General features: G+C 72.7%; 14 protein-coding genes and 1 pseudogene. 7 read left to right on the top strand and 8 right to left on the bottom strand.

Features of this window, described 5'->3' with window-relative positions; genetic code table 11:
* Positions 1 to 17: 17 nt before the first annotated feature.
* Genes SAM23877_RS12050 through SAM23877_RS12035 form a run of 4 tightly spaced genes read right to left on the bottom strand, consistent with a single transcriptional unit; the run spans position 18 to position 3,185 of the window.
* The gene (locus SAM23877_RS12050) at positions 18 to 437 is read right to left on the bottom strand and encodes a Fur family transcriptional regulator (protein WP_053130523.1); all 420 of its coding nucleotides are present in this window, start codon (positions 435 to 437) and stop codon (positions 18 to 20) included.
* Between the two features lie 59 nt (positions 438 to 496).
* Complete coding sequence (locus SAM23877_RS12045) at positions 497 to 1,399, bottom strand: metal ABC transporter permease (protein WP_053130520.1); 903 nt, start codon at positions 1,397 to 1,399, stop codon at positions 497 to 499.
* Positions 1,399 to 2,166: a metal ABC transporter ATP-binding protein gene (locus SAM23877_RS12040; protein WP_053130517.1), complete on the bottom strand. Its 768-nt coding sequence runs from the start codon at positions 2,164 to 2,166 to the stop codon at positions 1,399 to 1,401. Before SAM23877_RS12040 ends, SAM23877_RS12045 begins: the two co-directional genes overlap by 1 nt.
* 29 nt (positions 2,167 to 2,195) lie before the next feature.
* Positions 2,196 to 3,185, bottom strand: coding sequence for a metal ABC transporter substrate-binding protein (locus tag SAM23877_RS12035; RefSeq protein ID WP_053130505.1), 990 nt, complete (start codon positions 3,183 to 3,185; stop codon positions 2,196 to 2,198).
* A 205-nt stretch (positions 3,186 to 3,390) separates the two neighbouring features.
* On the opposite strand from SAM23877_RS12035, the gene SAM23877_RS12030 reads away from it, so the two are divergent.
* Positions 3,391 to 4,773, top strand: coding sequence for a glycine--tRNA ligase (locus SAM23877_RS12030; RefSeq protein WP_053130502.1), 1,383 nt, complete (start codon positions 3,391 to 3,393; stop codon positions 4,771 to 4,773).
* Between the two features lie 182 nt (positions 4,774 to 4,955).
* Positions 4,956 to 5,570, top strand: coding sequence for a LysE family translocator (locus tag SAM23877_RS12025; protein WP_053130499.1), 615 nt, complete (start codon positions 4,956 to 4,958; stop codon positions 5,568 to 5,570).
* A 108-nt stretch (positions 5,571 to 5,678) separates the two neighbouring features.
* Here SAM23877_RS12025 and SAM23877_RS38995 read toward each other — a convergent pair.
* Positions 5,679 to 5,807: pseudogene (locus SAM23877_RS38995) on the bottom strand (chitinase); the annotation flags it as partial.
* Between the two features lie 382 nt (positions 5,808 to 6,189).
* Between SAM23877_RS38995 and SAM23877_RS41155 the strand changes: the two are divergent.
* Both SAM23877_RS41155 and SAM23877_RS12010 read left to right on the top strand, forming a co-directional pair.
* The gene (locus SAM23877_RS41155; RefSeq protein ID WP_244902932.1) at positions 6,190 to 7,155 is read left to right on the top strand and encodes a hypothetical protein; all 966 of its coding nucleotides are present in this window, start codon (positions 6,190 to 6,192) and stop codon (positions 7,153 to 7,155) included.
* A gap of 9 nt (positions 7,156 to 7,164) precedes the next feature.
* On the top strand, positions 7,165 to 11,547 hold the full coding sequence (locus SAM23877_RS12010; RefSeq protein WP_053130486.1) for a cation-translocating P-type ATPase: 4,383 nt from the start codon (positions 7,165 to 7,167) through the stop codon (positions 11,545 to 11,547).
* Positions 11,548 to 11,751: 204 nt separating this feature from the next.
* Here the strand turns inward: SAM23877_RS12010 and SAM23877_RS12005 are convergent, their stop codons facing one another.
* Entirely contained in the window at positions 11,752 to 13,197 is a 1,446-nt protein-coding gene (locus tag SAM23877_RS12005) for an MFS transporter (RefSeq protein WP_053130483.1), read from the bottom strand.
* Positions 13,198 to 13,304: 107 nt separating this feature from the next.
* Here SAM23877_RS12005 and dusB point away from each other — a divergent pair, with 107 nt between their 5' ends.
* On the top strand, positions 13,305 to 14,471 hold the full coding sequence (dusB, locus tag SAM23877_RS12000; RefSeq protein WP_053130480.1) for a tRNA dihydrouridine synthase DusB: 1,167 nt from the start codon (positions 13,305 to 13,307) through the stop codon (positions 14,469 to 14,471).
* A 163-nt stretch (positions 14,472 to 14,634) separates the two neighbouring features.
* On the opposite strand, the gene SAM23877_RS11995 is transcribed toward dusB, so the two are convergent.
* A complete protein-coding gene (locus SAM23877_RS11995; RefSeq protein ID WP_053142377.1) occupies positions 14,635 to 16,332 on the bottom strand; it encodes an alkaline phosphatase family protein in 1,698 nt (565 codons plus the stop codon).
* A gap of 903 nt (positions 16,333 to 17,235) precedes the next feature.
* Between SAM23877_RS11995 and ppdK the strand changes: the two genes are divergently transcribed.
* Both ppdK and SAM23877_RS11985 read left to right on the top strand, forming a co-directional pair.
* A complete protein-coding gene (ppdK, locus tag SAM23877_RS11990) occupies positions 17,236 to 19,965 on the top strand; it encodes a pyruvate, phosphate dikinase (protein WP_053130476.1) in 2,730 nt (909 codons plus the stop codon).
* Positions 19,966 to 20,253: 288 nt separating this feature from the next.
* Positions 20,254 to 21,462 (top strand): acyltransferase family protein, encoded by a 1,209-nt coding sequence (locus tag SAM23877_RS11985; protein ID WP_053130473.1) that lies wholly within the window; start codon positions 20,254 to 20,256, stop codon positions 21,460 to 21,462.
* 91 nt (positions 21,463 to 21,553) lie between these two features.
* Here the strand turns inward: SAM23877_RS11985 and SAM23877_RS11980 are convergent, their stop codons facing one another.
* Complete coding sequence (locus SAM23877_RS11980; protein ID WP_053130470.1) at positions 21,554 to 22,009, bottom strand: LAETG motif-containing sortase-dependent surface protein; 456 nt, start codon at positions 22,007 to 22,009, stop codon at positions 21,554 to 21,556.
* Positions 22,010 to 22,116 lie beyond the last annotated feature (107 nt).

Below are 22,116 nucleotides of genomic sequence, written 5' to 3'. Positions count from 1 at the left end.
CAGCCCCGGCCCCCGGCTCAACCGCCGGAGGCCCTCGCGCAGTCCGCGCAGGTGCCGAAGATCTCCACCGTGTGTGCGACGTTGACGTAGCCGTGCTCGGCGGCGATGGCCTCCGCCCACTTCTCCACCGCGGGGCCCTCGACCTCGACCGCCTTGCCGCAGGTGCGGCAGACCAGATGGTGGTGGTGGTCGTCGCTGGAGCAGCGGCGGTAGACGGACTCGCCGTCGGCGGTGCGCAGGACGTCGACCTCGCCGGCGTCGGCGAGGGACTGCAGGGTGCGGTAGACCGTGGTGAGCCCGACGGAGTCGCCCTTGTGCTTGAGCATGTCGTGGAGCTCCTGAGCGCTGCGGAACTCCTCGACCTCCTGGAGGGCCGCCGACACGGCGGCCCGCTGCCGGGTGGCGCGGCCCTTCACGGGCGGTCCAGCGGTCGTCACCGGTTCCTCCTCAGGTCTGCGGCTTGCCGGGCCATTGTGCCAGCCCGGCCGGGCGGCAGTCAGACACCCAACTCGTCGCCGGCCCCCCGAGTGGCCGGAATCTTGCATTCCGTCGGATCCCCGGAGGGCTCCGCCGCGGCGGCCGCCCGCGCGCGTCGGCGGGCCAGCGGCACGGCCAGCGCGGTCAGCAGGACGAACGCTCCGATGGTGAGCAGCACGATGGTCGCGCCGGGCGGGACGTCCTGGTAGTACGAGGTGACCGTGCCGCCGATCGTCACGCTGACGCCGATGGCGACGGCGACGGCGAAGGTGGCGGCGAAGCTGCGCGTGAGCTGCTGGGCCGCGGCCACCGGGACCACCATCAGCGCCGACACCAGCAGCAGCCCGACGACGCGCATCGCGACCGTCACGGTCACGGCGGCGGTGACGGCGGTGAGCAGGTTCAGCGCGCGCACCGGCAGGCCGGTGACCCGGGCGAACTCCTCGTCCTGGCTGACCGCGAACAGCTGGCGGCGCAGGCCGACGGTGACGAGGACCACGAAGCCCGCCAGCAGGCAGATCGCGGTGACGTCCGATTCGGACACCGTCGAGAGGGAGCCGAAGAGGTACGAGGTGAGGTTGGCGTTGGAACCCGTCGGCGCGAGGTTGATGAACATCACACCGCCCGCCATGCCGCCGTAGAAGAGCATGGCGAGGGCGATGTCGCCGCGGGTCCTGCCGTACCAGCGGATCAGCTCCATGAGGACCGCGCCGAGCACGGACACCAGGGTGGCCATCCACACCGGGGACCAGGTGAGCAGGAAGCCGAGGCCGACACCGGTCATCGCCACGTGGCCGATGCCGTCGCCCATGAGGGCCTGGCGGCGCTGGACCAGGTAGATGCCGACGGCGGGGGCGGTGATGCCGACCAGGACGGCCGCCAGCAGCGCCCGCTGCATGAAGGCGTAGTTCAGGATTTCCATCAGCTCAGCAGTCCCGTGCGGATCGGTTCGGCGCCCGCCGGTGCGTGCGGGTGGACGTGGTCGTGGCCGGGCAGCGCGTGCTGGCCGACCGCCTTCGGCGGCGGGCCGTCGTGCAGCACGCAGCCGTCGCGGAGCACCACCGCGCGGTCGATCAGGGGCTCCAGGGGGCCCAGTTCGTGCAGGACGAGCAGGACGGTGGTGCCGGCCGCGACCTGCTCGCGCAGGGTGTCGGCCAGGACCTGCTGGCTGGCCAGGTCGACGCCCGCCATCGGCTCGTCCATGATCAGCAGCTCGGGTTCGGCGGCGAGCGCGCGGGCGATCAGGACCCGCTGGTGCTGGCCGCCGGAGAGGGCGTCCACGGAGTCCTTGGCCCGGTCCGCCATGCCGACCAGGTCGAGGGCGCGGCGCACGGCCTCGTGGTCGGCCTTGCGCAGGACGCCGAAGCGGGCCCGGGAGAGGCGGCCCGAGGAGACGACCTCGGTCACCGTGGCGGGGACGCCGCCCGCGGCCGTGGTGCGCTGCGGGACGTAGCCCACGCGCGCCCAGTCGCGGAAGCGGCGCCGCGGGGTGTCGAACAGCTCGATCGCCCCGGCGGTGACCGGTACCTGGCCGATGACCGTGCGCACGGCCGTGGACTTGCCCGAGCCGTTGGCGCCGAGCAGTGCGACGACCTCGCCGCGGCGCACGGTGAGGTCGATGCCGCGCAGGACGGGGCGTGAGCCGAGTTCGGCGCGGACGCCGCGAAGCGAGATGACGGGCTCGGTCATGCCACCCTCCGGTTGATCGGTCTGGTCGGTCACTTGGTGCCCAGGGCCGTCCGCAGGGCCTTGAGGTTGGCTTCCATGACCTGGAAGTAGTCGTCGCCGCGGGACTGGTCGGTGATGCCCTCGACCGGGTCGAGGACGTCCGTCTTCAGACCGGCGTCCCGGGCGACGGTCTGCGCGGTCTCGTCGCTGACGAGCGTCTCGTAGAAGATCGTGGAGACGCCGTCGGCCTTGGCCGTCTTCGCGAGCTCCTTGACCCGGGCGGCGCTGGGCTCGGACTCGGGGCTGAGGCCGCTGATGGCCTCCTCGGTGAGGCCGTAGCGCTCGGCGAGGTAGCCGAAGGCGGCGTGCGTGGTGATGAAGGTCTTCGTCTTCGTGTCCTTCAGCCCGGTCTCGAACGCGGTGTTCAGGCCGTCCAGCTTGGCGACCAGGGCCTCGGTGTTCTTCTTGTACTCCGCGGCGTGGTCCGGGTCCGCCTTCTCGAAGGCCTTGCCGACCCCCTCGGCGACCTCGGCGTACTTGACCGGGTCGAGCCAGATGTGGGGGTCCTCGCTTCCTTCGCCGTGGTCGTGGCCGTGCTCCTCCTCGGCGTGCTCGTGCCCGTGCTCGTCCGCGTGGCCGCCGACCTCGGCGCCGTGCTCCTCCAGGGAGGTCAGCGTCGCCGCGTCGATCTTCGTCTTGGCCCCGGACTGGGCGATGGCCTCGTCGGCGGAGGGCTGCAGGCCCTTGAGGAAGAGCGCGGCGTCCGTCTCCTCCAGCTGCGCGCGCTGCTTGGCGCTGATCTCCAGGTCGTGCGGTTCCTGGCCGGGCTGGGTCAGACTGGTCACGCTGACGCGGTCGCCGCCGATCTGCTCGGCGAGGAAGGCCATGGGGTAGAACGACGCGACGACGTCGAACTTGTCGGTGTTGCCGGACTTGCCCGCCGCCGAGCCGTCGCTGGAGCAGGCGGAGAGGGTCCCGAGGCCGAGCGCGGCGGCCGCGGTGACTGCTATGCCGGATATGCGGCGTCGTCGTACGTTCATGACACTCATTTTCAACAAATATGGAAACCGTTGTCAACAAAGCGTCCGAGGGCCCCCGATTTGGCCGGGGGGCGGCCCGCGCCGGTAACCTGAATCATTCTCTGGAAGCACCTCGCTTCGCCCGCCCGTCTCCCGACCACCACCCCCCATCGAGGCGCTTCGCGCCGCACCAGTCCGTCACCGTCGTCGTAATGAAGAGAGCACCGTGGCCGCCGACAAGATCGACACCATCGTCAGCCTGAGCAAGCGCCGTGGCTTCGTTTTCCCGTGCAGTGAGATCTACGGCGGTCAGCGTGCCGCCTGGGACTACGGACCGCTGGGTGTCGAGCTCAAGGAGAACCTCAAGCGCCAGTGGTGGCGCTACATGGTCACCTCGCGCGAGGACGTCGTCGGTCTCGACTCCTCCGTCATCCTGGCCCCGGAGGTCTGGGTGGCCTCCGGTCACGTCGCCACCTTCACGGACCCGCTGACCGAGTGCACCTCCTGCCACAAGCGGTTCCGCGCGGACCACCTGGAGGAGGCGTACGAGGAGAAGAAGGGCAAGGCCCCGGAGAACGGCCTGGCCGACCTCAACTGCCCCAACTGCGGCAACAAGGGCACCTTCACGGAGCCCAAGCAGTTCTCCGGTCTGCTCTCCACCCACCTCGGCCCGACCCAGGACAGCGGCTCCGTCGCCTACCTGCGGCCCGAGACCGCCCAGGGCATCTTCACCAACTTCGCCCAGGTGCAGACCACTTCGCGCCGCAAGCCGCCGTTCGGCATCGCCCAGATGGGCAAGTCCTTCCGCAACGAGATCACGCCCGGCAACTTCATCTTCCGCACCCGCGAGTTCGAGCAGATGGAGATGGAGTTCTTCGTCAAGCCGGGCGAGGACGAGAAGTGGCAGGAGTACTGGATGGAGCAGCGCTGGAACTGGTACACCGGCCTCGGTCTCCGTGAGGAGAACATGCGCTGGTACGAGCACCCGGCCGAGAAGCTCTCCCACTACTCCAAGCGCACCGCCGACATCGAGTACCGCTTCTCGTTCGGCGGCAGCGAGTGGGGCGAGCTGGAGGGTGTCGCCAACCGGACGGACTACGACCTCTCGTCGCACGCGAAGGCCTCCGGCCAGGACCTCTCCTACTACGACCAGGAGGCCCAGGAGCGCTGGACGCCGTACGTCATCGAGCCGGCGGCCGGTGTCGGCCGGGCGATGCTGGCCTTCCTCCTCGACGCGTACGTGGAGGACGAGGCGCCGAACGCCAAGGGCAAGCTGGAGAAGCGCACCGTGCTGCGCCTCGACCCGCGCCTCGCCCCGGTGAAGGTCGCGGTGCTGCCGCTGTCCCGCAACCCCGAGCTGTCGCCCAAGGCCAAGGGGCTCGCCCAGGCGCTGCGGCAGAACTGGAACATCGACTTCGACGACGCCGGTGCGATCGGGCGCCGGTACCGGCGCCAGGACGAGATCGGGACGCCGTTCTGCGTCACCGTCGACTTCGACACGCTGGACGACAACGCGGTGACCGTGCGGGAGCGGGACACCATGAAGCAGGAGCGGGTGTCGCTGGACCAGATCGAGGGGTACCTGGCCTCGCGCCTGGTCGGCTGCTGACGTTCCCCCGGTCGGTGTACCGGGGGCTCCGCTCCCGGGACCCCTGACCTTCGCCCACCCGCCTCCGACCCGGTCGGACGGCGGGTGGGCTTCGTCGTCGGTGGGCCCGCGGCGAGTGGTCCCCGATGCCGGTGGCCCATTGGCCCTGTGAGGCGGGCCGGCCGCGTTCCAGGGTGGTCCTCATGAGTATCGCCTTCCTGCTGACCACCCTCGTGGTCGTCGCGACCCCCGGCACCGGGGTCGTCTACACCCTCGCCGCCGCCCTCTCGCGCGGTCGCCGCGCGAGCGTCGTCGCCGCCCTCGGATGCGCGCTCGGCATCGTGCCGCACCTGCTCGCCACTGTCACCGGCGTCGCGGCGGTGCTGCACGCCAGCGCCACCGCCTTCCAGGTCCTCAAGTACGCCGGTGTGGCCTACCTGCTGTACATGGCGTGGGCCACGCTCCGGGACCGGGAGGCGCTCACGGTGGCCGCCGAGCGGGGCAAGCCCGTCCCGGCGGGGCGGGTGATCCTGCGCGGCGTGCTGATCAACCTCCTCAACCCGAAACTGACGCTGTTCTTCTTCGCCTTCCTGCCCCAGTTCGTGGACCCGGGCCAGGCCGGTGCCCTGCCGCGGATGCTGCTGCTGGGCGGCGTGTTCATGGTGGTGACCTTCGTCGTGTTCGCCGCGTACGGCGTCCTGGCCGCGTCCGTGCGCAGCCACGTCCTCTCCCGGCCGCGGGTGATGGCGTGGCTGCGGCGGAGCTTCGCCGGGTCGTTCGTGGCGCTGGGGGCGAAGCTGGCGTTCACGGCCCGGTAGGGCCCGGCGCCCGGGCAGGCTCCCGGGGGCAGGCTCCCGGGGGCCGGGGCCGGGGCCGGGGCCGGTGCCGGGGCCGGGGCTGGGGTCGGATCGGGGTCCTGTGGGGAATCAACGTCCCTGCAACGCCCTGGCGTTGTCGCCGAAGGTCCCGTTCCTGGAGCCGTCCCAGTTGAGCGACCAGGTCATCAGGCCCTTGAGGGCGCCGCCGTAGTGGTTCCAGGCCTGGGCGACCAGGGCGCCGGCGGGCTTCGACTTCACGGCGCAGGTGTCGGCGGCGGGGGAGGCCACCCGGGAGGCCGTCGGGTGGGCCGTCCGGGTGGAAGGCGGGGTGGCGGACGCGGTGGCGCTCCCCAGTGGGGTGAGGACGGTGGCCGCCAGTGCGGCGGCGAGCAGACGGAGCGTGCGGCGGACCATGCCGGGCCTCCCGGTGGGGGTGCGGGGAGGTGTCGTAGACATGACACGCTTGGTCCAGACCTTTCGTCAGGAGGTCCGGACGGGGAAGTCCCGGGTGCATATGGGTGTCCCCCGGGGTGAGCGCCCGAGGTGCGGGAACCCGGAGTTGTGCGGAAGGTGATGTTCCAGGATTTCCACAGCATGCACAGGGCGAGGACGAACAGTCATGGCTGAGCAGAAGTCGGCGCAGACGCTCCCGAGGCCGTTGCACGCGGCCGCGTCGGCGCTGCGGAAGGTCCCGGGCGCCGGGACGGTCGGCAGGGTCGCCGAAGGCGCACTGGACAAGGTGGGAGCCGTGTCGCCGCGCGGGCGGCGCGCTCTCGTGTACACGGGGGCCGGGGTGCTGGGCGTCGTCGGGCTGGTCGAGTGGCCGGTGGCGGCCACCGGGGCGGCGGTGGCGTGGCTGACCCGGCCGCGACCGCAGGAGTCGCCGGAGGCGGAGGCCGCACGGGTGCTGCAGAACGGCGCGGAGGCCTCCGGCGGTGGCGCTCGGGCCCGCGGCGCGCGGACGTCCGGTACGGCCGCCGCCACCGGGGCGGGCGCGGCGCGGTCCCGTACGGCGGAGTCCGGTGCCGCGGACTCCCGTACGAGTGGGACGGGGGCGGCCGGAGCCGGTGCGGCCGCGAAGAGCGGGGCGCGGCGGAGTTCCGCGAAGAAGACGTCGGGCACGCAGGCCGCGGGCCGCAAGAGCCAGGCCGCAAAGGGCAGCGCCGCGAAGGCGGGCACCGCCGAGTCCGGCGCCGCCCAGCAGACGGCCACCAAGATCAGCGCCGCGAAGACCGCCTCGGCGGGGAGCGGTGCCGCCAAGAAGACGACCGCCAGGTCGGGCGCGGCCAAGTCCGGCGCGGCCAAGTCCGGTGCGGCCAGGTCGAGCTCCGCGGGGGCGAGCCCCGCCAAGAGGGCCGCCACGAAGAGCACCACTCCCAAGAGCACGGCCAAGAAGAGCACGGCCAAGAAGAGCACGGCCAAGAAGAGTGCGGCCAAGAAGACCACGGCCAAGAAAACCACGGCCAAGAGCAGCGCCGCGAAGAAGGCGTCCGCCAGCCGGCCGGCCGCTTCCGGGCGCAGCCGGAGCAAGAAGACGGCCGCCGCCAAGAAGACGGCCGCGTCCACGCAGAAGAAGACGGGCTGAGACACGGCGATGGTCGGTGGACTTCTGACCCGCTCCCAGGGCGCCGTGACCGGGATCGTGCTGGCCGGGCCCCGGCTGCTCGCGCGTGGCACCGCACCCGCGGTCGGCGCTGCGGCCGGCGCCGCGGCCGGCGCCGTCGCGGGCACCGCACGGGCCGGAGTGCGCGGCGCCGACTTCGCGGCGCGGGCGGCACGGGTCGCCCGCGCCGCGCTGCCCGGCGGCGGCAGCACCCGGGACTGGCGCGCCGGGACCCGGGCGCACCTGGCGCTGCGGCCGGCCGCGACGGAGAAGGTGCGCCGGGCGGGCGGCACGCAGCGCGTGGCGCGTCGAGTGGCGGCGGCCCTGGCCGAGCACCCGGACGTGGTGCTCGCCTACTGGGACACCGGCCTCGCCCGGCTGGTGGTGACCGCGACCGAGGAGGCGCTCACCGACCGGGTGGTCGACCGGGCCACCGAACTCGCCGAACAGCACGGACTGACCCGGGCGGAGCAACAGGGCCCGGACGATCCGGTGGAGGAGCTGACCCACCCCGGCGACCCCGCCTCGGTGCGCGTCGCCGCCACCGCCCTCGGCGCCGACCTTCTGGGCATCGCCGCCGCCGTGACCGGGGCGCGTCTGCGGTTGCCGCCCTCGCCCCGCCTGGTGACGGCCGTGGGGACGCTGCTGCGCGAGAACCCGGCCTTCCGCGCCTGGGTGCGTGAACGGCTCGGGGCCCACGGCATGGACGTGGCGCTGGCCGCCGCCAACGCGGCCGTGCACGGCGCCGGGCAGAGCCCCGCCTCGCTGGTGCTGGACGGCGCCCTGCGCGTCTGTCAGCTGACGGAGGCGGTGACCCGGACGGCGACCTTCGAGGTCGTGCACGACCGCCTCTGCGCGCCGGGCCGGGACAGCCTGCCCGGCGACCCCGCCCAGCGCCCGCCGCTGCGCAGTTCCCCCGCCCAGGACTACGCCGCCCACGCCTCCACCGGCAGCGTGGCGGGCGCGCTGGCGACCCTGCTGGTCAAGCACGACGTGGCCGAGGCCGCCGAGGCGGTGCTGGCCGGTTCGCCCAAGGCCGCGCGCTACGGACCCGCCGCCTTCCACGCCGTACTGAGCACCGCGCTCTCCCGCGACGGTGTGCTCGTGCGCGACCCGGAACGGCTGCGGCAGCTGGAGATGGCCGCCACGGTCGTCCTGCACCCCAGTGCGCTGCGGGCGCCGGAGGCGAGCGCGGACCCGTGGACCGAGGACGTGCTCGACGCCGCCCGGCGCGCGGGCCTGCGCGTCGTGATGGTCGAGGACCCGGCGCTGGCCGACTTCACCGGCCTCGCGGACCAGGTCGTCGGCGCCGGCCGCCCGCTCCGGGACGTCGTGGACGAACTGCGCGCCGAGGGCGGCGTCGTCACCGTCGTACGGCCCCTGCCCGGTGACGACGGGACGGTGGTGGCCGGGCTGCTCGCCGGCGACGTGGCCGTCGCGCTGGCCGACGGGGACGCGCCGGTGGCCTGGGGCGCGGACGTGATCGCCCCGCAGGGCCTCGCCGACGTCTGGCGGCTGCTGCGGGCGGTGCCGGCCGCCCGCGCGATCGGACGCCGGTCGCAGACGCTGGCCCGGTCCGGGGCCGCGCTGTCCGGACTGCTGGTGGCGGTCGGCGAGGCACGGAAGGGGAAGCAGGGCTTCACCGGCTCGCTGCTGCCCGGACTGCGGCACGCACCGGTCGACGTGAGCGCGGCGGTGGCCCTGCTGTCCGGAACGCGCGCCGCGCTCGGCGTGGCGACGGCCCGCGCCCCGCACCCCCGCGCGCGGGTCGCGTGGCACACGCTGGACCCCGCGGCCGTACGGGAACGGCTGGACCGGGAGAAGGAGCCGGAACCGACCCTCGCCGAACAGCTGACGGCCAGGATGCACGCGGTGGCCGACCGGGCGGGCCGCGTCCCCGTCCTCGCGCCGGTGAAGTGGACATGGGAGCTGGGCCAGGCCGTACGGGGCGAGCTGGACGACCCGCTCACCCCGGTGCTCGCGGTCGGCTCGGCGGCCGAGGCGATCCTCGGCTCCGTCATGGACGCCCTGCTGGTCGTCGGCGCGCTCGACCTGAACGCGCTGGTCGGCGGCTTCCAGCGGCTGCGCGCCGAGCGGGCGCTGTCCGGGCTGCTCGCGCAGCAGAAGCAGAAGGCGCGGGTCGCCGAGAAGGAGACCCACGATCCGACGGCCGAGCCACGGGTCGTGGACGCCGCCAAACTCCGTACGGGGCAGATCATCGAGCTCAAGGCGGACGACGTCGTGCCCGCCGACGCCCGGCTCCTGTGGGAGGACGGCCTGGAGATCGACGAGTCGTCCCTCACCGGTGAGTCACTGCCGGTCGACAAGCGCGTGGACCCGGTGACGAACGCCCCGGTGGCCGAGCGGCACTGCATGGTCTTCGAGGGCACGACCGTGGTGGCCGGCCGCGCCCAGGCCGTCGTCGTGGACACGGGGGAGCACACCGAGTCCGCCCGGGCGGTCTCGCTGGCCGCCCGTACGCCGTCGGCGGCCGGAGTGCAGGCCCGGCTCCAGGAGCTGACCCGCAAGGCGCTGCCGCTGACCCTGGCGGGCGGGGCCGCGGTGACCGGCCTCTCGCTGCTGCGCGGGACGCCGATCCGGCAGGCCGTCGCCGGCGGCGTGTCGGTGGCGGTGGCCGCGGTGCCCGAGGGGCTGCCGCTGGTGGCGACGGTGGCGCAGCTGGCGGCGGCCCGCCGGCTCAGCCGCCACGGCGTCCTCGTGCGGACCCCGCGCACGCTGGAGGCGCTGGGCCGGATGGACACCATCTGCTTCGACAAGACGGGCACGCTCACCGAGAACAAGCTGCGGCTGACGCGGGTCGCGGGCGCCGACGGCACGGTCCGCAAGGCGGGCGACCCGGACGCCGCCGACGCCCTGCGGATCGCCGCGCGCGCCTGCCCCCGCCTGAACGGCGACGGCGCCCGCCCCACGCACGCCACCGACGAGGCCGTCCTCGACGCCGCCGGTGACGACCCGCGGTGGACGCAGGAGGAGGGCCTGCCCTTCGAGACCTCCCGCGGCTACGCCGCCGCCGTCGGACGGGACGGCGACGGAGCGCCGGTGCTCGTGGTCAAGGGCGCACCGGAGACCGTGCTGCCCGCCTGCGCGGACCTGCCCTCGTACGTCACGGAGGTGGCGCACGGGATGGCCCGCGACGGACTGCGCATCATCGCGGTGGCCAGCCGGCCGCTGCGCAAGGGGGAGAAGGCCGCCGACGTCCTCGAACAGGAGCCGGAGGGGCTGGAGTTCACGGGGATGCTCGGGCTGTCCGACGTCCCGCGCGAGACGTCCCCGGCGCTGGTGCACGGGCTGCGCGAGGCGGGCGTACGGCCCGTGGTGCTGACCGGCGACCATCCGCAGACCGCCCACGCCATCGCCGTGGAGCTGGGCTGGCCCGAGGACGCCGTCGTGGTCACCGGGGACGAACTGGCCGCCGCGGACCGCACGGCGCGGTCACGGATGCTGCGGGACGCGGACGTCGTGGCCAGGGTGGCGCCGGAGCAGAAGCTCCAGGTCGTCGAGTCGCTGCGGGACGCCGGACGGGTCGTCGGCATGGTCGGCGACGGTGCCAACGACGCCGCCGCGATCCGCGCGGCCGACATCGGCGTCGGCATCAGCGCCCGTGGCTCGGCCGCCGCCCGCAACGCCGCCGACCTGGTCGTCACCGGCGACGACCTGCTGGTCCTGGTGGAGGCGGTACGGGAGGGCCGGGCGCTGTGGCGCAGCGTCGCCGACGCCATCGCCATCCTGATCGGCGGCAACGCGGGCGAGGTCGGCTTCGGCATCCTCGGCACCGTCCTCGGCGGCTCCGCTCCGCTGTCCACGCGGCAGATGCTGCTGGTCAACCTGTTCACGGACCTGTTCCCCGCGATGGCCGTGGCGGTCACGGAGACGGGGGACGCCCAGCAGGAGGAGGACGACGCGGGGACGCCGCTCGGTGCGGCGGTGCTGGGCGAGCCCCTGATCCGTCAGATCCGGCACCGGGCCCTGACCACGGCACTCGGCGCGACCGCCGCCTGGCTCCTGGGCCGGTTCACGCCGGGCACCGGGCGCCGCTCCACGACGATGGCCCTGTGCGCCGTGGTCGGCACCCAGCTCGCCCAGACCCTGGCCGACCGCCGCGGCAGCCGCCTGGTCCAGGTCACGTCGCTGGGCTCCGCCGCCGCGCTGGTCGCCCTGGTGCAGACGCCGGGCGCCAGCCAGCTCTTCGGCTGCACCCCGCTGGGGCCCGTCGCCTGGGCGGGCGTGGCCGCGGCGATCGCCCTGGCACTGGCGGGGCAGCGGGCGCTGCCGCGGGTGGAGGAGGCGATCGTGAAGTACTGGCCGAAGGTGACGGAGCGGATGCCGGGGGTGGCGCGGGGCGCCTTCGGGTGACGGCCCTGCGCGGGGCGGTGCGGGGGGTTCGCGCAGTTCCCCGCGGCCCTTGTGGGGGTGGTGCGGCGGTGTGTCGGGTGCGGGTGGGTGGGGGTGTTCGCGCAGTTCCCCGCGCCCCTTTCCGATGTGGTGCCGGGGGTGTGTCGAGCGCGGGTGGGTGGGGTGGCCGCGCGGATTCGGTGGTGCGGTGGTCGACCGGGTCGGTCACGCCGGGGAGCGTGTCGTCTTCTGTGGCTCCGGGGATTCCAGGCGCTCGGCGGCTCGTTCCGCCGTGCGGTGGGCCCAGCGGCCGTTCGTCACGGCGCCGAGGACGAGGACCGACAGGCCGCAGGCGGCCAGGATCCACCAGCCGGGGCGGGCCGCGGCGACGAAGGTGTCGCCGTACGACGACGTGCCCACGCCCGCCGCCAGCACCGCGCCGATCACCGCCACGCCCAGGGTCTGGCCCAGCTGGCGGCTGGTGGAGGCGACGGCGGCGGCGACCCCGGCCTGGGCGCGCGGCATGCCGGAGACCGCGGTGTTGGTGATGGGCGCGTTGACGAAGCCGAAGCCCACGCCGAACAGGGCGTAGCCGATGAAGAGGGTGATGTTCGAGGTCTCGGCCTCGAAGGCGGCGAACAGCACCCCGCTCACGGTCAGCGCGCCGCCCGCGATCATCAGGGGCAGCCGCGGCCCCCGGCTGCCGACCAGCCGTCCGGACAGCGGGGCGCACAGGAAGGTCGGCACGGCCATCGGCAGCATCCACAGCCCGGCGTGCAGGGCGCTCAGTCCGCGCACGTTCTGCAGGTACAACGTGGACAGGAACAGGAACCCGCCCAGCGCGGCGAAGGCGGTGACCGCCGTCACGGTGGCCCCGCTGAAGGGTGCCGACCGGAAGAAGCGCAGGTCGATCAGGGGCTCGGCGCGGCGGGGTTCGTACCAGAGGAGACCCAGCAGTGCGGCGAGGGCCACCACGGCGAACGGCAGCACCCTCGCGAGACCGGCGCCCGGCGCCTCGATGATCGCGTACGTCAGCGAGCCGAACAGCACGATCACCATCAGCTGGCCCAGCGGGTCCGGGCGGCGGGCCCTCGGCGCGCGGGACTCGGGGACGAAGCGCAGGGTGAGCAGCAGGGCCGCCAGGCCCACCGGCAGGTTGACCCAGAAGATCGAGCGCCAGCCGACCGACTCCACGAGCACCCCGCCCACCAGCGGACCGGCGGCCATGGAGATGCCGACGACCGCGCCCCAGACACCGATGGCGCGGGCGCGCTCGCGCGGGTCGGTGAAGGTGTTGGTGATGATCGACATGGCCACCGGGTTGAGCATCGAACCGCCCACCGCCTGCATCATCCGGAAGACGACCAGCGAGGACAGGTCCGGCGCCAGCGAGCACAGCAGCGAGCCGAGGGTGAAGACGACCAGGCCCGTCATGAAGACCCGCTTGCGGCCGATCCGGTCGGCCGTGGAACCGGCGAGCATCAGCAGCGCGGCCAGCACCAGCGTGTAGGCGTCGACGGCCCACTGGAGCCCCGAGGTGCTCGCACGGAGATCGCGCTGCACGGCCGGCAGGGCCACGTTGAGGATCGTGTTGTCGATGCTCACGATCAGCAGGCTCATGCAGCAGATGGCGAGCACGAGCAGACGTCGGCGGTGGGTGAGCTCGGGCATGGGTCGCATCGTACGCGCATGTCGATAGTGCGGCTAACTAATGACCCATACACGGTCTTCGTCCACAGGCGCGGCGAGCACCGCCTCGCGTACGGGACAATGGAGGAATGTCCACGCCCACCGCGCCCGCTCCCAGCACCGTCACCCGGCCGTTGCAGGTCGGCCCGCACACCGTCGCGCCGCCCGTGGTGCTGGCGCCGATGGCCGGGATCACCAACGCGCCCTTCCGCACGCTGTGCCGGGAGTTCAGCGGGGGCAAGGGCCTGTTCGTCAGCGAGATGATCACGACTCGGGCGCTGGTCGAGCGCAACGAGAAGACCATGCAGCTGATCCACTTCGACGCGACCGAGACGCCGCGCTCGATCCAGCTCTACGGCGTCGATCCGGTGACCGTCGGCAAGGCCGTCCGCATGATCGCGGAGGAGGGCCTCGCCGACCACATCGACCTGAACTTCGGCTGTCCCGTCCCCAAGGTGACCCGCAAGGGCGGCGGCTCGGCCCTCCCGTACAAGCGGAACCTGCTGCGGGCCATCGTCCGCGAGGCCGTGACCGGCGCCGGCGACCTGCCCGTCACCATGAAGATGCGCAAGGGCATCGACGACGACCACCTCACCTTCCTCGACGCCGGCCGCATCGCCGTAGAGGAGGGCGTGACCGCCATCGCCCTGCACGGCCGCACCACCGCCCAGCACTACGGCGGCACCGCCGACTGGGACGCCATCGCCCGCCTGAAGGAGCACGTCCCGGAGATCCCCGTGCTCGGCAACGGCGACATCTGGACCGCCGAGGACGCGCTGCGGATGGTCCGGGAGACGGGCTGCGACGGGGTCGTGGTCGGGCGCGGGTGCCTGGGGCGGCCGTGGCTCTTCGCCGACCTGGTCGCCGCCTTCGAGGGCCGCACCGACACCTATGTGCGGCCCACCCTGCGCGAGGTCGCCGACGTGATGGTCCGGCACGCCACCCTGCTCGGCGAGTGGATCGGCGACGAGGCGCGCGGCGTCATCGACTTCCGCAAGCACGTCGCCTGGTATCTCAAGGGTTTCGCCGTCGGTTCGGAGATGCGCAAGCGGCTCGCGATCACCTCCTCGCTGGAGGCGCTCCGCGCCGGCCTGGACGAACTCGACCTCGACCAGCCCTGGCCCACCGGCGCCGACGGCCCGCGCGGCCGTACGTCCGGCAACAACCGGGTGGTCCTGCCGGACGGCTGGCTGAAGGACCCGTACGACTGCGCGGGGATCGGCGAGGACGCGGAGCTGGACACCTCCGGCGGCTGACCGGGCCCCGGCTGACAGCCCTCCGGTTGACCGCCCTCCGGCTGACCGCCTCCCCGGCTGACCGTCCTCCGGCTGACCGCCTCCCGGTTGACCGCCTCCCCGGTTGACCGCCCCCCGGTTGATCGCCCCCCGGTTGATCGCCCTCCGGCTGACCGGCCCCCGGTCAGCCCTTCGTGGGGTGCGATGTGGAGCCGTACGCCGTCAGGAAGCGGTCGCGGAAGGAGCTCATCCGCCACACCGGGGCGTCCTCGGCGGGCTTCAGCCCCTGCGTCCAGTTCCAGTCGTCGATCGCGTCGAGCACCTTCGGGTCCTTGGCGACGACCGAGACCGGGACGTCCCGGCTCGCCCCGTTCCCGCTGACGCGGGCGAGCGGCTGGTGGTCGCCGAGGAAGACGAGGACGGTGTCGTCCGTGCCGTAGCGCTCCAGCCACCGGGTGAGGCTGGTGACCGAGTACTCGACCGACTTGCCGTACTCCTCCTTGGAGCGGGTGGGATCGGCGATGACGTCCGCGGCCTTCTCGCCCGACGCCTCGATGCCGTCGAAGACCGAACCGTCGCCGATCTCGTCCCAGCCGACCATCCGGGGTATGGGGGCCCACGGCTGGTGGCTGGAGGTCAGGATGATCTCCGCCATCAGCGGCCGGTCGCGTTCCCTGCCGTGCTCCAGACGCTGGAAGGCCTCCAGCGCGTACTGGTCGGGCATGGTCGACCAGCTGAACTTCGGACCCTCGTAGCCGACGTCGAAGGCGTCGTAGACCTTGTCGAGGCCGTACCACTCGGCCTCCGGCCAGGCCTTCTGGACGCCCGGCATGACGCCGACCGTGTCCCAGTCGCCGGTCTTCGCGAACGCCTTGGTGAGGGTGAGGTGGTCGCCCGCGGTCACGGTGCGGTAGCGCTGCTGGTTGTCGACCCACAGGCCCGACAGGAAGGTGGAGTGGCCGAGCCAGCTGCTGCCGCCGTACGTCGCCGAGGTCAGCCAGCCGCTCCGGGCCCGGAAACCGGCGCCGGCCAGCGCCTCCGTGCCGCTGTCCAGCGCCCGCCCGACGCCGGGCGCCATCACCGGGTCCTCGATGGCGCTGCGGCCGTAGCTCTCGATGAACGTGAAGATGACGTCCTTCCCGCGCAGGTCCGGCACCAGCTGCTCGGCGGGCGTGGCGCCGAACCGGTCCGCCTTCGCCTCCTTCGCGAACGCCGCCTCGTCCCGCAGCGTGTCCACCACCCGGTGGGCCTGCGCCTCCAGCGCCCCGGAGGCACTCCTGGTGGCGACCGGCACGCCGAAGGTCTGCACGCCCAGCGCCGCGCAGGTCATCCACACGGTGGCCGCCAGCAGCGCGCCCCGGGCCGCCCGCTCCCGGTGCGCGGCGAGCAGCTCGCCGAGCCGGACCACGGCCAGCGCCATGAGTACCAGCAGCAGCGTGGCGCCCCCCACCGCGCCCACGGCGGCCCAGGTCGCCGCCGCCCCTCCCATCGAGTCCGCCACGTACGACTGGGCGTCGTCCAGCAGGCCCCAGTCCAGGACGACGTTGAAGCCCCGGCCGAGGTACTCGGTGAAGCCCATGTCGAGCAGGTTCAGCACGGTCAGCACGCCGAGGCCGGTGCCGAAGAGCGCCGCCAGCGCCAGCCTCGGCACGCGCGGCAGGCAGAGCAGCAGCACCGTCCCGATGACCGCCTCCGCCGGTATCCGCGCGAACCGGTTCGGCTCCAGGGCGACGAAGCTGTTCGGCAGCAGCAGCGCCCCGAGCACCAGGACGGCGGCGAGGACGGTCGTGGTCCGGCGGACGGCGAGCGCGAGACGCGGGTGCCGAGTGCGCCGGGCGCGCCGCCGGGTGAGGCGGCTGAGCCGGCTGAGGCGGGTGCGCAGGGTGCTCGGGGCGCGCGGGGCGCCGTCGGGTGGGCCCGGCCGGTCACCGGGGGCCCCGGCGGGAGCGGCCGGGACGGTGGGTGCGGCAGAAACGGCAGAAACGGTGGAAACGGCACTGGATGCCGGGGTCTCCTCCGGTCTCGGCCCCTCGGCCCCTACCGGGGTCTCGTCGTCCGGACCCGGCGCCTCCCTCGGCACCGCGGCGTCCTCGGGTGCCGACGTCTCCGGCCCGCCTATGGGCTCCCCGGGGTCCTCGGGCTCGACGAGGTCGGGCTCGGCCGACTCGTCGGGCTCGCCCGGGCCCTCGGTCTCGCCGCCACCCTCGCGCCCGCCGACCGCGGCGGGTTCCTCGGCCCGGGTGTCCCGTTCGGGTGGCTCGCCGGCCGGGGGCGGTGACTGGCCGAAGCGTGTGGAGACGGGCACCCGGAGGTCCTTCCGTGCGAAACGCGGTGGTCGGCGGACCCGGCGAGGGGGCCGGGTCCGCCGACCACTCGTACGTCCGCCGCGAGCGGTCCGTTCACCGGTCCGCATGGTGAAATCCGACGGCCTGTGGCAGCGTGATTCTCGCCACCTCTGATAGAGGTAGCGCTCAGATGAGCGGATCTTGAGCTATTCCACTTCTGGAAGGAGTGGCACTGAGTGCCATACCTTGATCGTTCATCGATCGAACTCAAACGTGGACAAGCTTGCTCAGGTGAGCGAGAGGTGGCGCTTTTGAGGAGTCGTTCGTTCAAGAAGTGAAAACACTGACGGCAGGTCGCTTGCCAAGCCTTGACTTTCGATCCGCTGGCGGACGGGTGGTTACAGGCGCATGACGCGCAAGTGGACGTACCCAGGTGCCTTTGATCTGGGTACATTCCTCGCCGTCAGGGCAGCCACCGCGTCCTCGAGGAGTCGAGACCCGTGTCGGAAAACAAAGATCTCCAGGTAACGAACGCACCGAAGTTCGTTTACGACTTCACCGAGGGCAACAAGGACCTCAAGGACCTCCTCGGCGGCAAGGGCGCGAACCTCGCCGAGATGACCAACCTGGGTCTTCCGGTCCCTCCCGGCTTCACCATCACCACCGAGGCCTGCAAGACCTACCTCGACAGCGGCGAGGAGCCGGCGGCACTGCGTGACGAGGTGAGTGCGCACCTCGACGCCCTCGAGGAGAAGATGGGCAAGAAGCTCGGCCAGGCCGACGACCCCCTCCTCGTGTCGGTCCGCTCCGGAGCGAAGTTCTCCATGCCCGGCATGATGGACACGGTCCTCAACATCGGCCTCTCCGACAAGTCGGTGCAGGGCCTGGCCCAGCAGGCCGGGGACGAACGCTTCGCCTGGGACTCCTACCGGCGCCTGATCCAGATGTTCGGCAAGACCGTCCTCGGCGTCGACGGCGACCTCTTCGAGGAGGCGCTGGAGGCGGCGAAGGCGGCCAAGAAGGTCACCGTCGACACCGAGCTGGAGGCGGCCGACCTCAAGAAGCTCGTCACCAAGTTCAAGAAGATCGTCAAGACCGAGGCCGGCCGGGACTTCCCGCAGGACCCGCGCGAGCAGATGGACCTCGCCATCAAGGCCGTCTTCGACTCCTGGAACGGCGAGCGCGCCAAGCTCTACCGCCGCCAGGAACGCATCCCGCACGACCTCGGCACCGCCGTCAACGTCTGCTCCATGGTCTTCGGCAACCTGGGACCCGACTCCGGCACCGGCGTCGCCTTCACCCGCGACCCCGCCTCCGGCCACCAGGGCGTCTACGGCGACTACCTCCAGAACGCCCAGGGCGAGGACGTCGTCGCGGGTATCCGCAACACCGTCGCGCTGGCGGAGCTGGAGCAGATCGACAAGAAGTCGTACGACCAGCTGATGCAGATCATGGAGACGCTGGAGAACCACTACCTGGACCTCTGCGACATCGAGTTCACCATCGAGCGCGGCCAGCTGTGGATGCTCCAGACCCGCGTCGGCAAGCGCACCGCGGGTGCGGCCTTCCGCATCGCCACCCAGCTCGTCGACCAGGGGCTGATCGACGAGGCCGAGGCGCTCCAGCGCGTCAACGGCGCCCAGCTGGCCCAGCTGATGTTCCCGCGCTTCGACGACGACGCGAAGGTGGAGAAGGTCGGCCGGGGCATCGCGGCCTCGCCGGGCGCGGCGGTCGGCAAGGCGGTCTTCGACTCGTACACCGCGGTGAAGTGGTCCCGGTCCGGCGAGAAGGTCATCCTGGTGCGCCGCGAGACCAACCCCGACGACCTGGACGGCATGATCGCCGCCGAGGGCATCCTGACCTCGCGCGGCGGCAAGACCTCCCACGCGGCCGTGGTCGCGCGCGGCATGGGCAAGACCTGTGTCTGCGGCGCCGAGGAGCTGGAGGTCGACACCAAGCGCCGCCGCATGACCGTCCCCGGCGGCCACGTCGTCGAGGAGGGCGACGTGATCTCCATCGACGGCTCCTCCGGCAAGGTCTACCTGGGCGAGGTCCCCGTCGTGCCGTCGCCGGTCGTCGAGTACTTCGAGGGCCGCATGCACGCGGGCGCCGAGGACGCCGACGAGCTGGTCGAGGCCGTGCACCGCATCATGGCCTTCGCCGACCGCAAGCGCCGGCTGCGGGTGCGGGCCAACGCCGACAACGCCGAGGACGCGCTGCGCGCCCGCCGCTTCGGCGCCCAGGGCATCGGCCTGTGCCGCACCGAGCACATGTTCCTCGGTGACCGGCGCGAGCTGGTGGAGCGGCTGATCCTGGCCGACACCGAGACCGAGCGCGAGGAGTCCCTGAAGGAGCTGCTCCCGCTCCAGAAGCAGGACTTCGTCGAGCTCTTCGAGGCGATGGACGGCCTGCCGGTCACGGTCCGCCTGCTGGACCCGCCGCTGCACGAGTTCCTGCCCGACATCACCGAGCTGTCGGTCCGCGTCGCGCTCGCAGAGTCCCGCCAGGAGCCGCACGAGAACGAGCTGCGCCTCCTCCAGGCCGTGCACCGCCTGCACGAGCAGAACCCGATGCTGGGCCTGCGCGGCGTGCGTCTGGGCCTGGTCATCCCCGGCCTGTTCACCATGCAGGTGCGGGCCATCGCCGAAGCCGCGGCCGAGCGCAGGGCGGCCAAGGGCGACCCACGGGCCGAGATCATGATCCCGCTGGTCGGCACCGTCCAGGAGCTGGAGATCGTCCGTGACGAGGCCGACCAGGTCATCGCCGAGGTCGAGGCGGCCACGGGCGCCAGGCTGAAGCTGTCCATCGGCACGATGATCGAGCTGCCGCGCGCCGCGCTGACCGCCGGGCAGATCGCCGAGGCCGCGGAGTTCTTCTCCTTCGGCACCAACGACCTGACCCAGACCGTGTGGGGCTTCAGCCGCGACGACGTCGAGGCCAGCTTCTTCACGGCCTACCTGGAGAAGGGCATCTTCGGCGTCTCCCCGTTCGAGACGATCGACAAGGACGGCGTCGGCTCCCTGGTCGCCGCCGCCGCGAAGGCCGGCCGCGCCACCCGCCCCGACCTGAAGCTCGGCGTCTGCGGTGAGCACGGCGGCGACCCGGAGTCGGTCCACTTCTTCCACGAGGTGGGTCTGGACTACGTCTCCTGCTCCCCGTTCCGGATCCCGGTGGCCCGGCTGGAGGCCGGCCGGGCGGCATCGCGGTCGAAGGGCAGCGACCACCGCTAGACCCCGCAGGCCCCGACCGGCGACGACCCCGCCGGCCCCCACCGGGGCACGGACCCCGGTGGGCACCGCGGGGCGAGGACCCCGGAGCCGCCGTCTGTCACCCGACCACCCTCACCGATCGGCGGCGGCTCCGGATCACGGAAAAGAGGCGGCACCCCTGTGCGGGGGGTGCCGCCTTTTGTGACGTGATCGATGGTGTGAACTCCTGTGCGTTGAGCAGCAGCAACCTGTCAGCAATGTTTGAGAGCCCTGACAGTGGACAGGGGCCGACACCGGAACGGTGGTTGGATGACCCAGACGGAGCACAGGGAACCGGCCGGCACGACCGCACCACGCGGGCAGGGGGAGAGAGCCGGCTCCGGTGTGCCGGGGCCACGGACCGCCGCCGAGGCGAGGGTGCCGGAGGCCGGGCCCGCCGTCCGCAGGGACCGGCTCGCGGCGCTCGACGGACTGCGGTTCCTGGCGGCCCTCTCCGTGGTCCTCTTCCACTTCGTCGGCCAGGTGCCCGCCACGATGCAGACCATCTGGGACCGTCCCGTCGACGAGGTCTTCCCCCAGGCGCACGGCTACTTCGCCTTCGGCCGGCTCGGCGTCGAACTCTTCTTCCTGATCAGCGGGTTCGTCATCTGCATGAGCGCGTGGGGCCGCACCCCGCGCGACTTCTTCATCTCGCGCGTCACCCGGCTGTACCCGATGTACTGGGCGGCGATCGCGATCACGGCGTGCGTGGTCTACTTCGCCGACAACCCGTTCGGACACCCGCACCCCCGGGTGCTGTTCGCCAACCTGACGATGCTGCAGACCCCGCTCGGGGTCGAGAACCTCGACTCCGTCTACTGGACGCTCTGGCCCGAGCTCTGCTTCTACCTCACCTTCGCGGTCGTGGTGTGGAAGGGGCTGACCTACCAGCGGGTGGTGATCTACTGCGGGGTCTGGACGGTCGCCGCGGTGCTGGCGCCCGCCGCCGACATGCGGCTGTTCACGCTGCTGGTCAATCCGCCGTCCGCCCCGTACTTCATCGCGGGCATGGCCTTCTACCTCATGTACCGCTACCGGCCGACACCGCTGCTGTGGGGCATCGTCGCCATGTCGTGGCTGGTGGCGCTGCACTACCTGCTGACGCCCGACGGGGGCCGCCTCAACTGGGACTCCTGGTCGCCGGGGCGCGGCTGGCTGGTCCTGGTGATCACGGTCTTCTTCCTGCTGATCGCCGCCGTCGCCCTCGGCTGGACCAGCCGGATCCGCTGGCGGGGACTGTCCGTCGCGGGCACGCTGACCTTCCCGCTGTACCTGCTGCACGACGCCATCGGCGTGAACGTCCTGAACCGCTTCGGCGACCGCGCCGATCCCTGGGTCATGGTCGGGATCACCGTGGCGGCCCTGGTCGCGATCTCCTACGTCGTGCAGCGGTTCGTCGAGCGTCCGGTGGCCCGGGCCGCCCGGCGCTGGCTGAGCAGCGCCGCGTTCAGCCTGAAGACGCCGGCGCCCCGCCGCTGAACCGCGGCCGGGACGCCGTGAGACCGGCGGGTCTGCCGGGAGTCCGTCGGGGTCCGCCGGAGTCCGTTGGGGTCCGCCGGGGTCCGCCGGGTCAGGCCGTGCCGTCGCCCCGGCGCCGGCGCACGGCCAGCAGCAGTCCGCCGCCGGCCAGCACGACCACCGCGCCGCCCGCCGCCAGGTACGGCGTGCTGTCGTCGCCGCCGGTCTCGGCCAGGTCGGTGCCCTGCTGCCCGGCCGCCTCCTCGCCCTGGGCCTCGCCGCTCCCGGAGCCCTCCTCGTCCCCGGAGCCCGCACCGTCGTCGGTCTCCTCGTCCTCGGCGGGCACGAAGTCCGCGGGCGGCTTGTCGCAGCCGACGCCGTCCTTGTCGCGGTCCAGGTGCTCGCCGTAGTGCGGGTCGCCCTCGGCGATGTTCGCGTAGCCGTTCTCGTACGCCTCGGTGCAGTTCTCGAACGGGTGGGCGCCCTCGTGCGCCTGGGCGGCGGTCGGCAGGGCGGCCAGCGCCAGCGCGGCGAGGGCCACGGCGGCGGGCTTGCGGAGCAGCTTCATCAGGAGTCCCGGGAATGGTGTGGATGGGTGGATATGAGGTGACGAAGCTATTGAGGGGCACTGGGTGTGGTGGCGATATGAAGGACTCGTGATGCGAACGTGACGTG

Origin of the sequence: Streptomyces ambofaciens ATCC 23877 (genome assembly GCF_001267885.1) — a bacterium.
Lineage (GTDB): Bacteria > Actinomycetota > Actinomycetes > Streptomycetales > Streptomycetaceae > Streptomyces > Streptomyces ambofaciens.
This window is presented reverse-complemented; position numbering and strand designations above follow the sequence as displayed.

Bases quoted from the DNA above. Each gene is read 5' to 3' on its own strand.
- SAM23877_RS12045 (WP_053130520.1), bottom strand. From the start codon at position 1,399: ATGGAAATCCTGAACTACGCCTTCATGCAGCGGGCGCTGCTGGCGGCC.
- SAM23877_RS12040 (WP_053130517.1), bottom strand. From the start codon at position 2,166: ATGACCGAGCCCGTCATCTCGCTTCGCGGCGTCCGCGCCGAACTCGGC.
- SAM23877_RS12035 (WP_053130505.1), bottom strand. From the start codon at position 3,185: ATGAACGTACGACGACGCCGCATATCCGGCATAGCAGTCACCGCGGCC.
- SAM23877_RS12025 (WP_053130499.1), top strand. From the start codon at position 4,956: ATGAGTATCGCCTTCCTGCTGACCACCCTCGTGGTCGTCGCGACCCCC.
- SAM23877_RS41155 (WP_244902932.1), top strand. From the start codon at position 6,190: ATGGCTGAGCAGAAGTCGGCGCAGACGCTCCCGAGGCCGTTGCACGCG.
- SAM23877_RS12010 (WP_053130486.1), top strand. From the start codon at position 7,165: ATGGTCGGTGGACTTCTGACCCGCTCCCAGGGCGCCGTGACCGGGATC.
- SAM23877_RS12005 (WP_053130483.1), bottom strand. From the start codon at position 13,197: ATGCCCGAGCTCACCCACCGCCGACGTCTGCTCGTGCTCGCCATCTGC.
- dusB (WP_053130480.1), top strand. From the start codon at position 13,305: ATGTCCACGCCCACCGCGCCCGCTCCCAGCACCGTCACCCGGCCGTTG.
- SAM23877_RS11985 (WP_053130473.1), top strand. From the start codon at position 20,254: ATGACCCAGACGGAGCACAGGGAACCGGCCGGCACGACCGCACCACGC.
- SAM23877_RS11980 (WP_053130470.1), bottom strand. From the start codon at position 22,009: ATGAAGCTGCTCCGCAAGCCCGCCGCCGTGGCCCTCGCCGCGCTGGCG.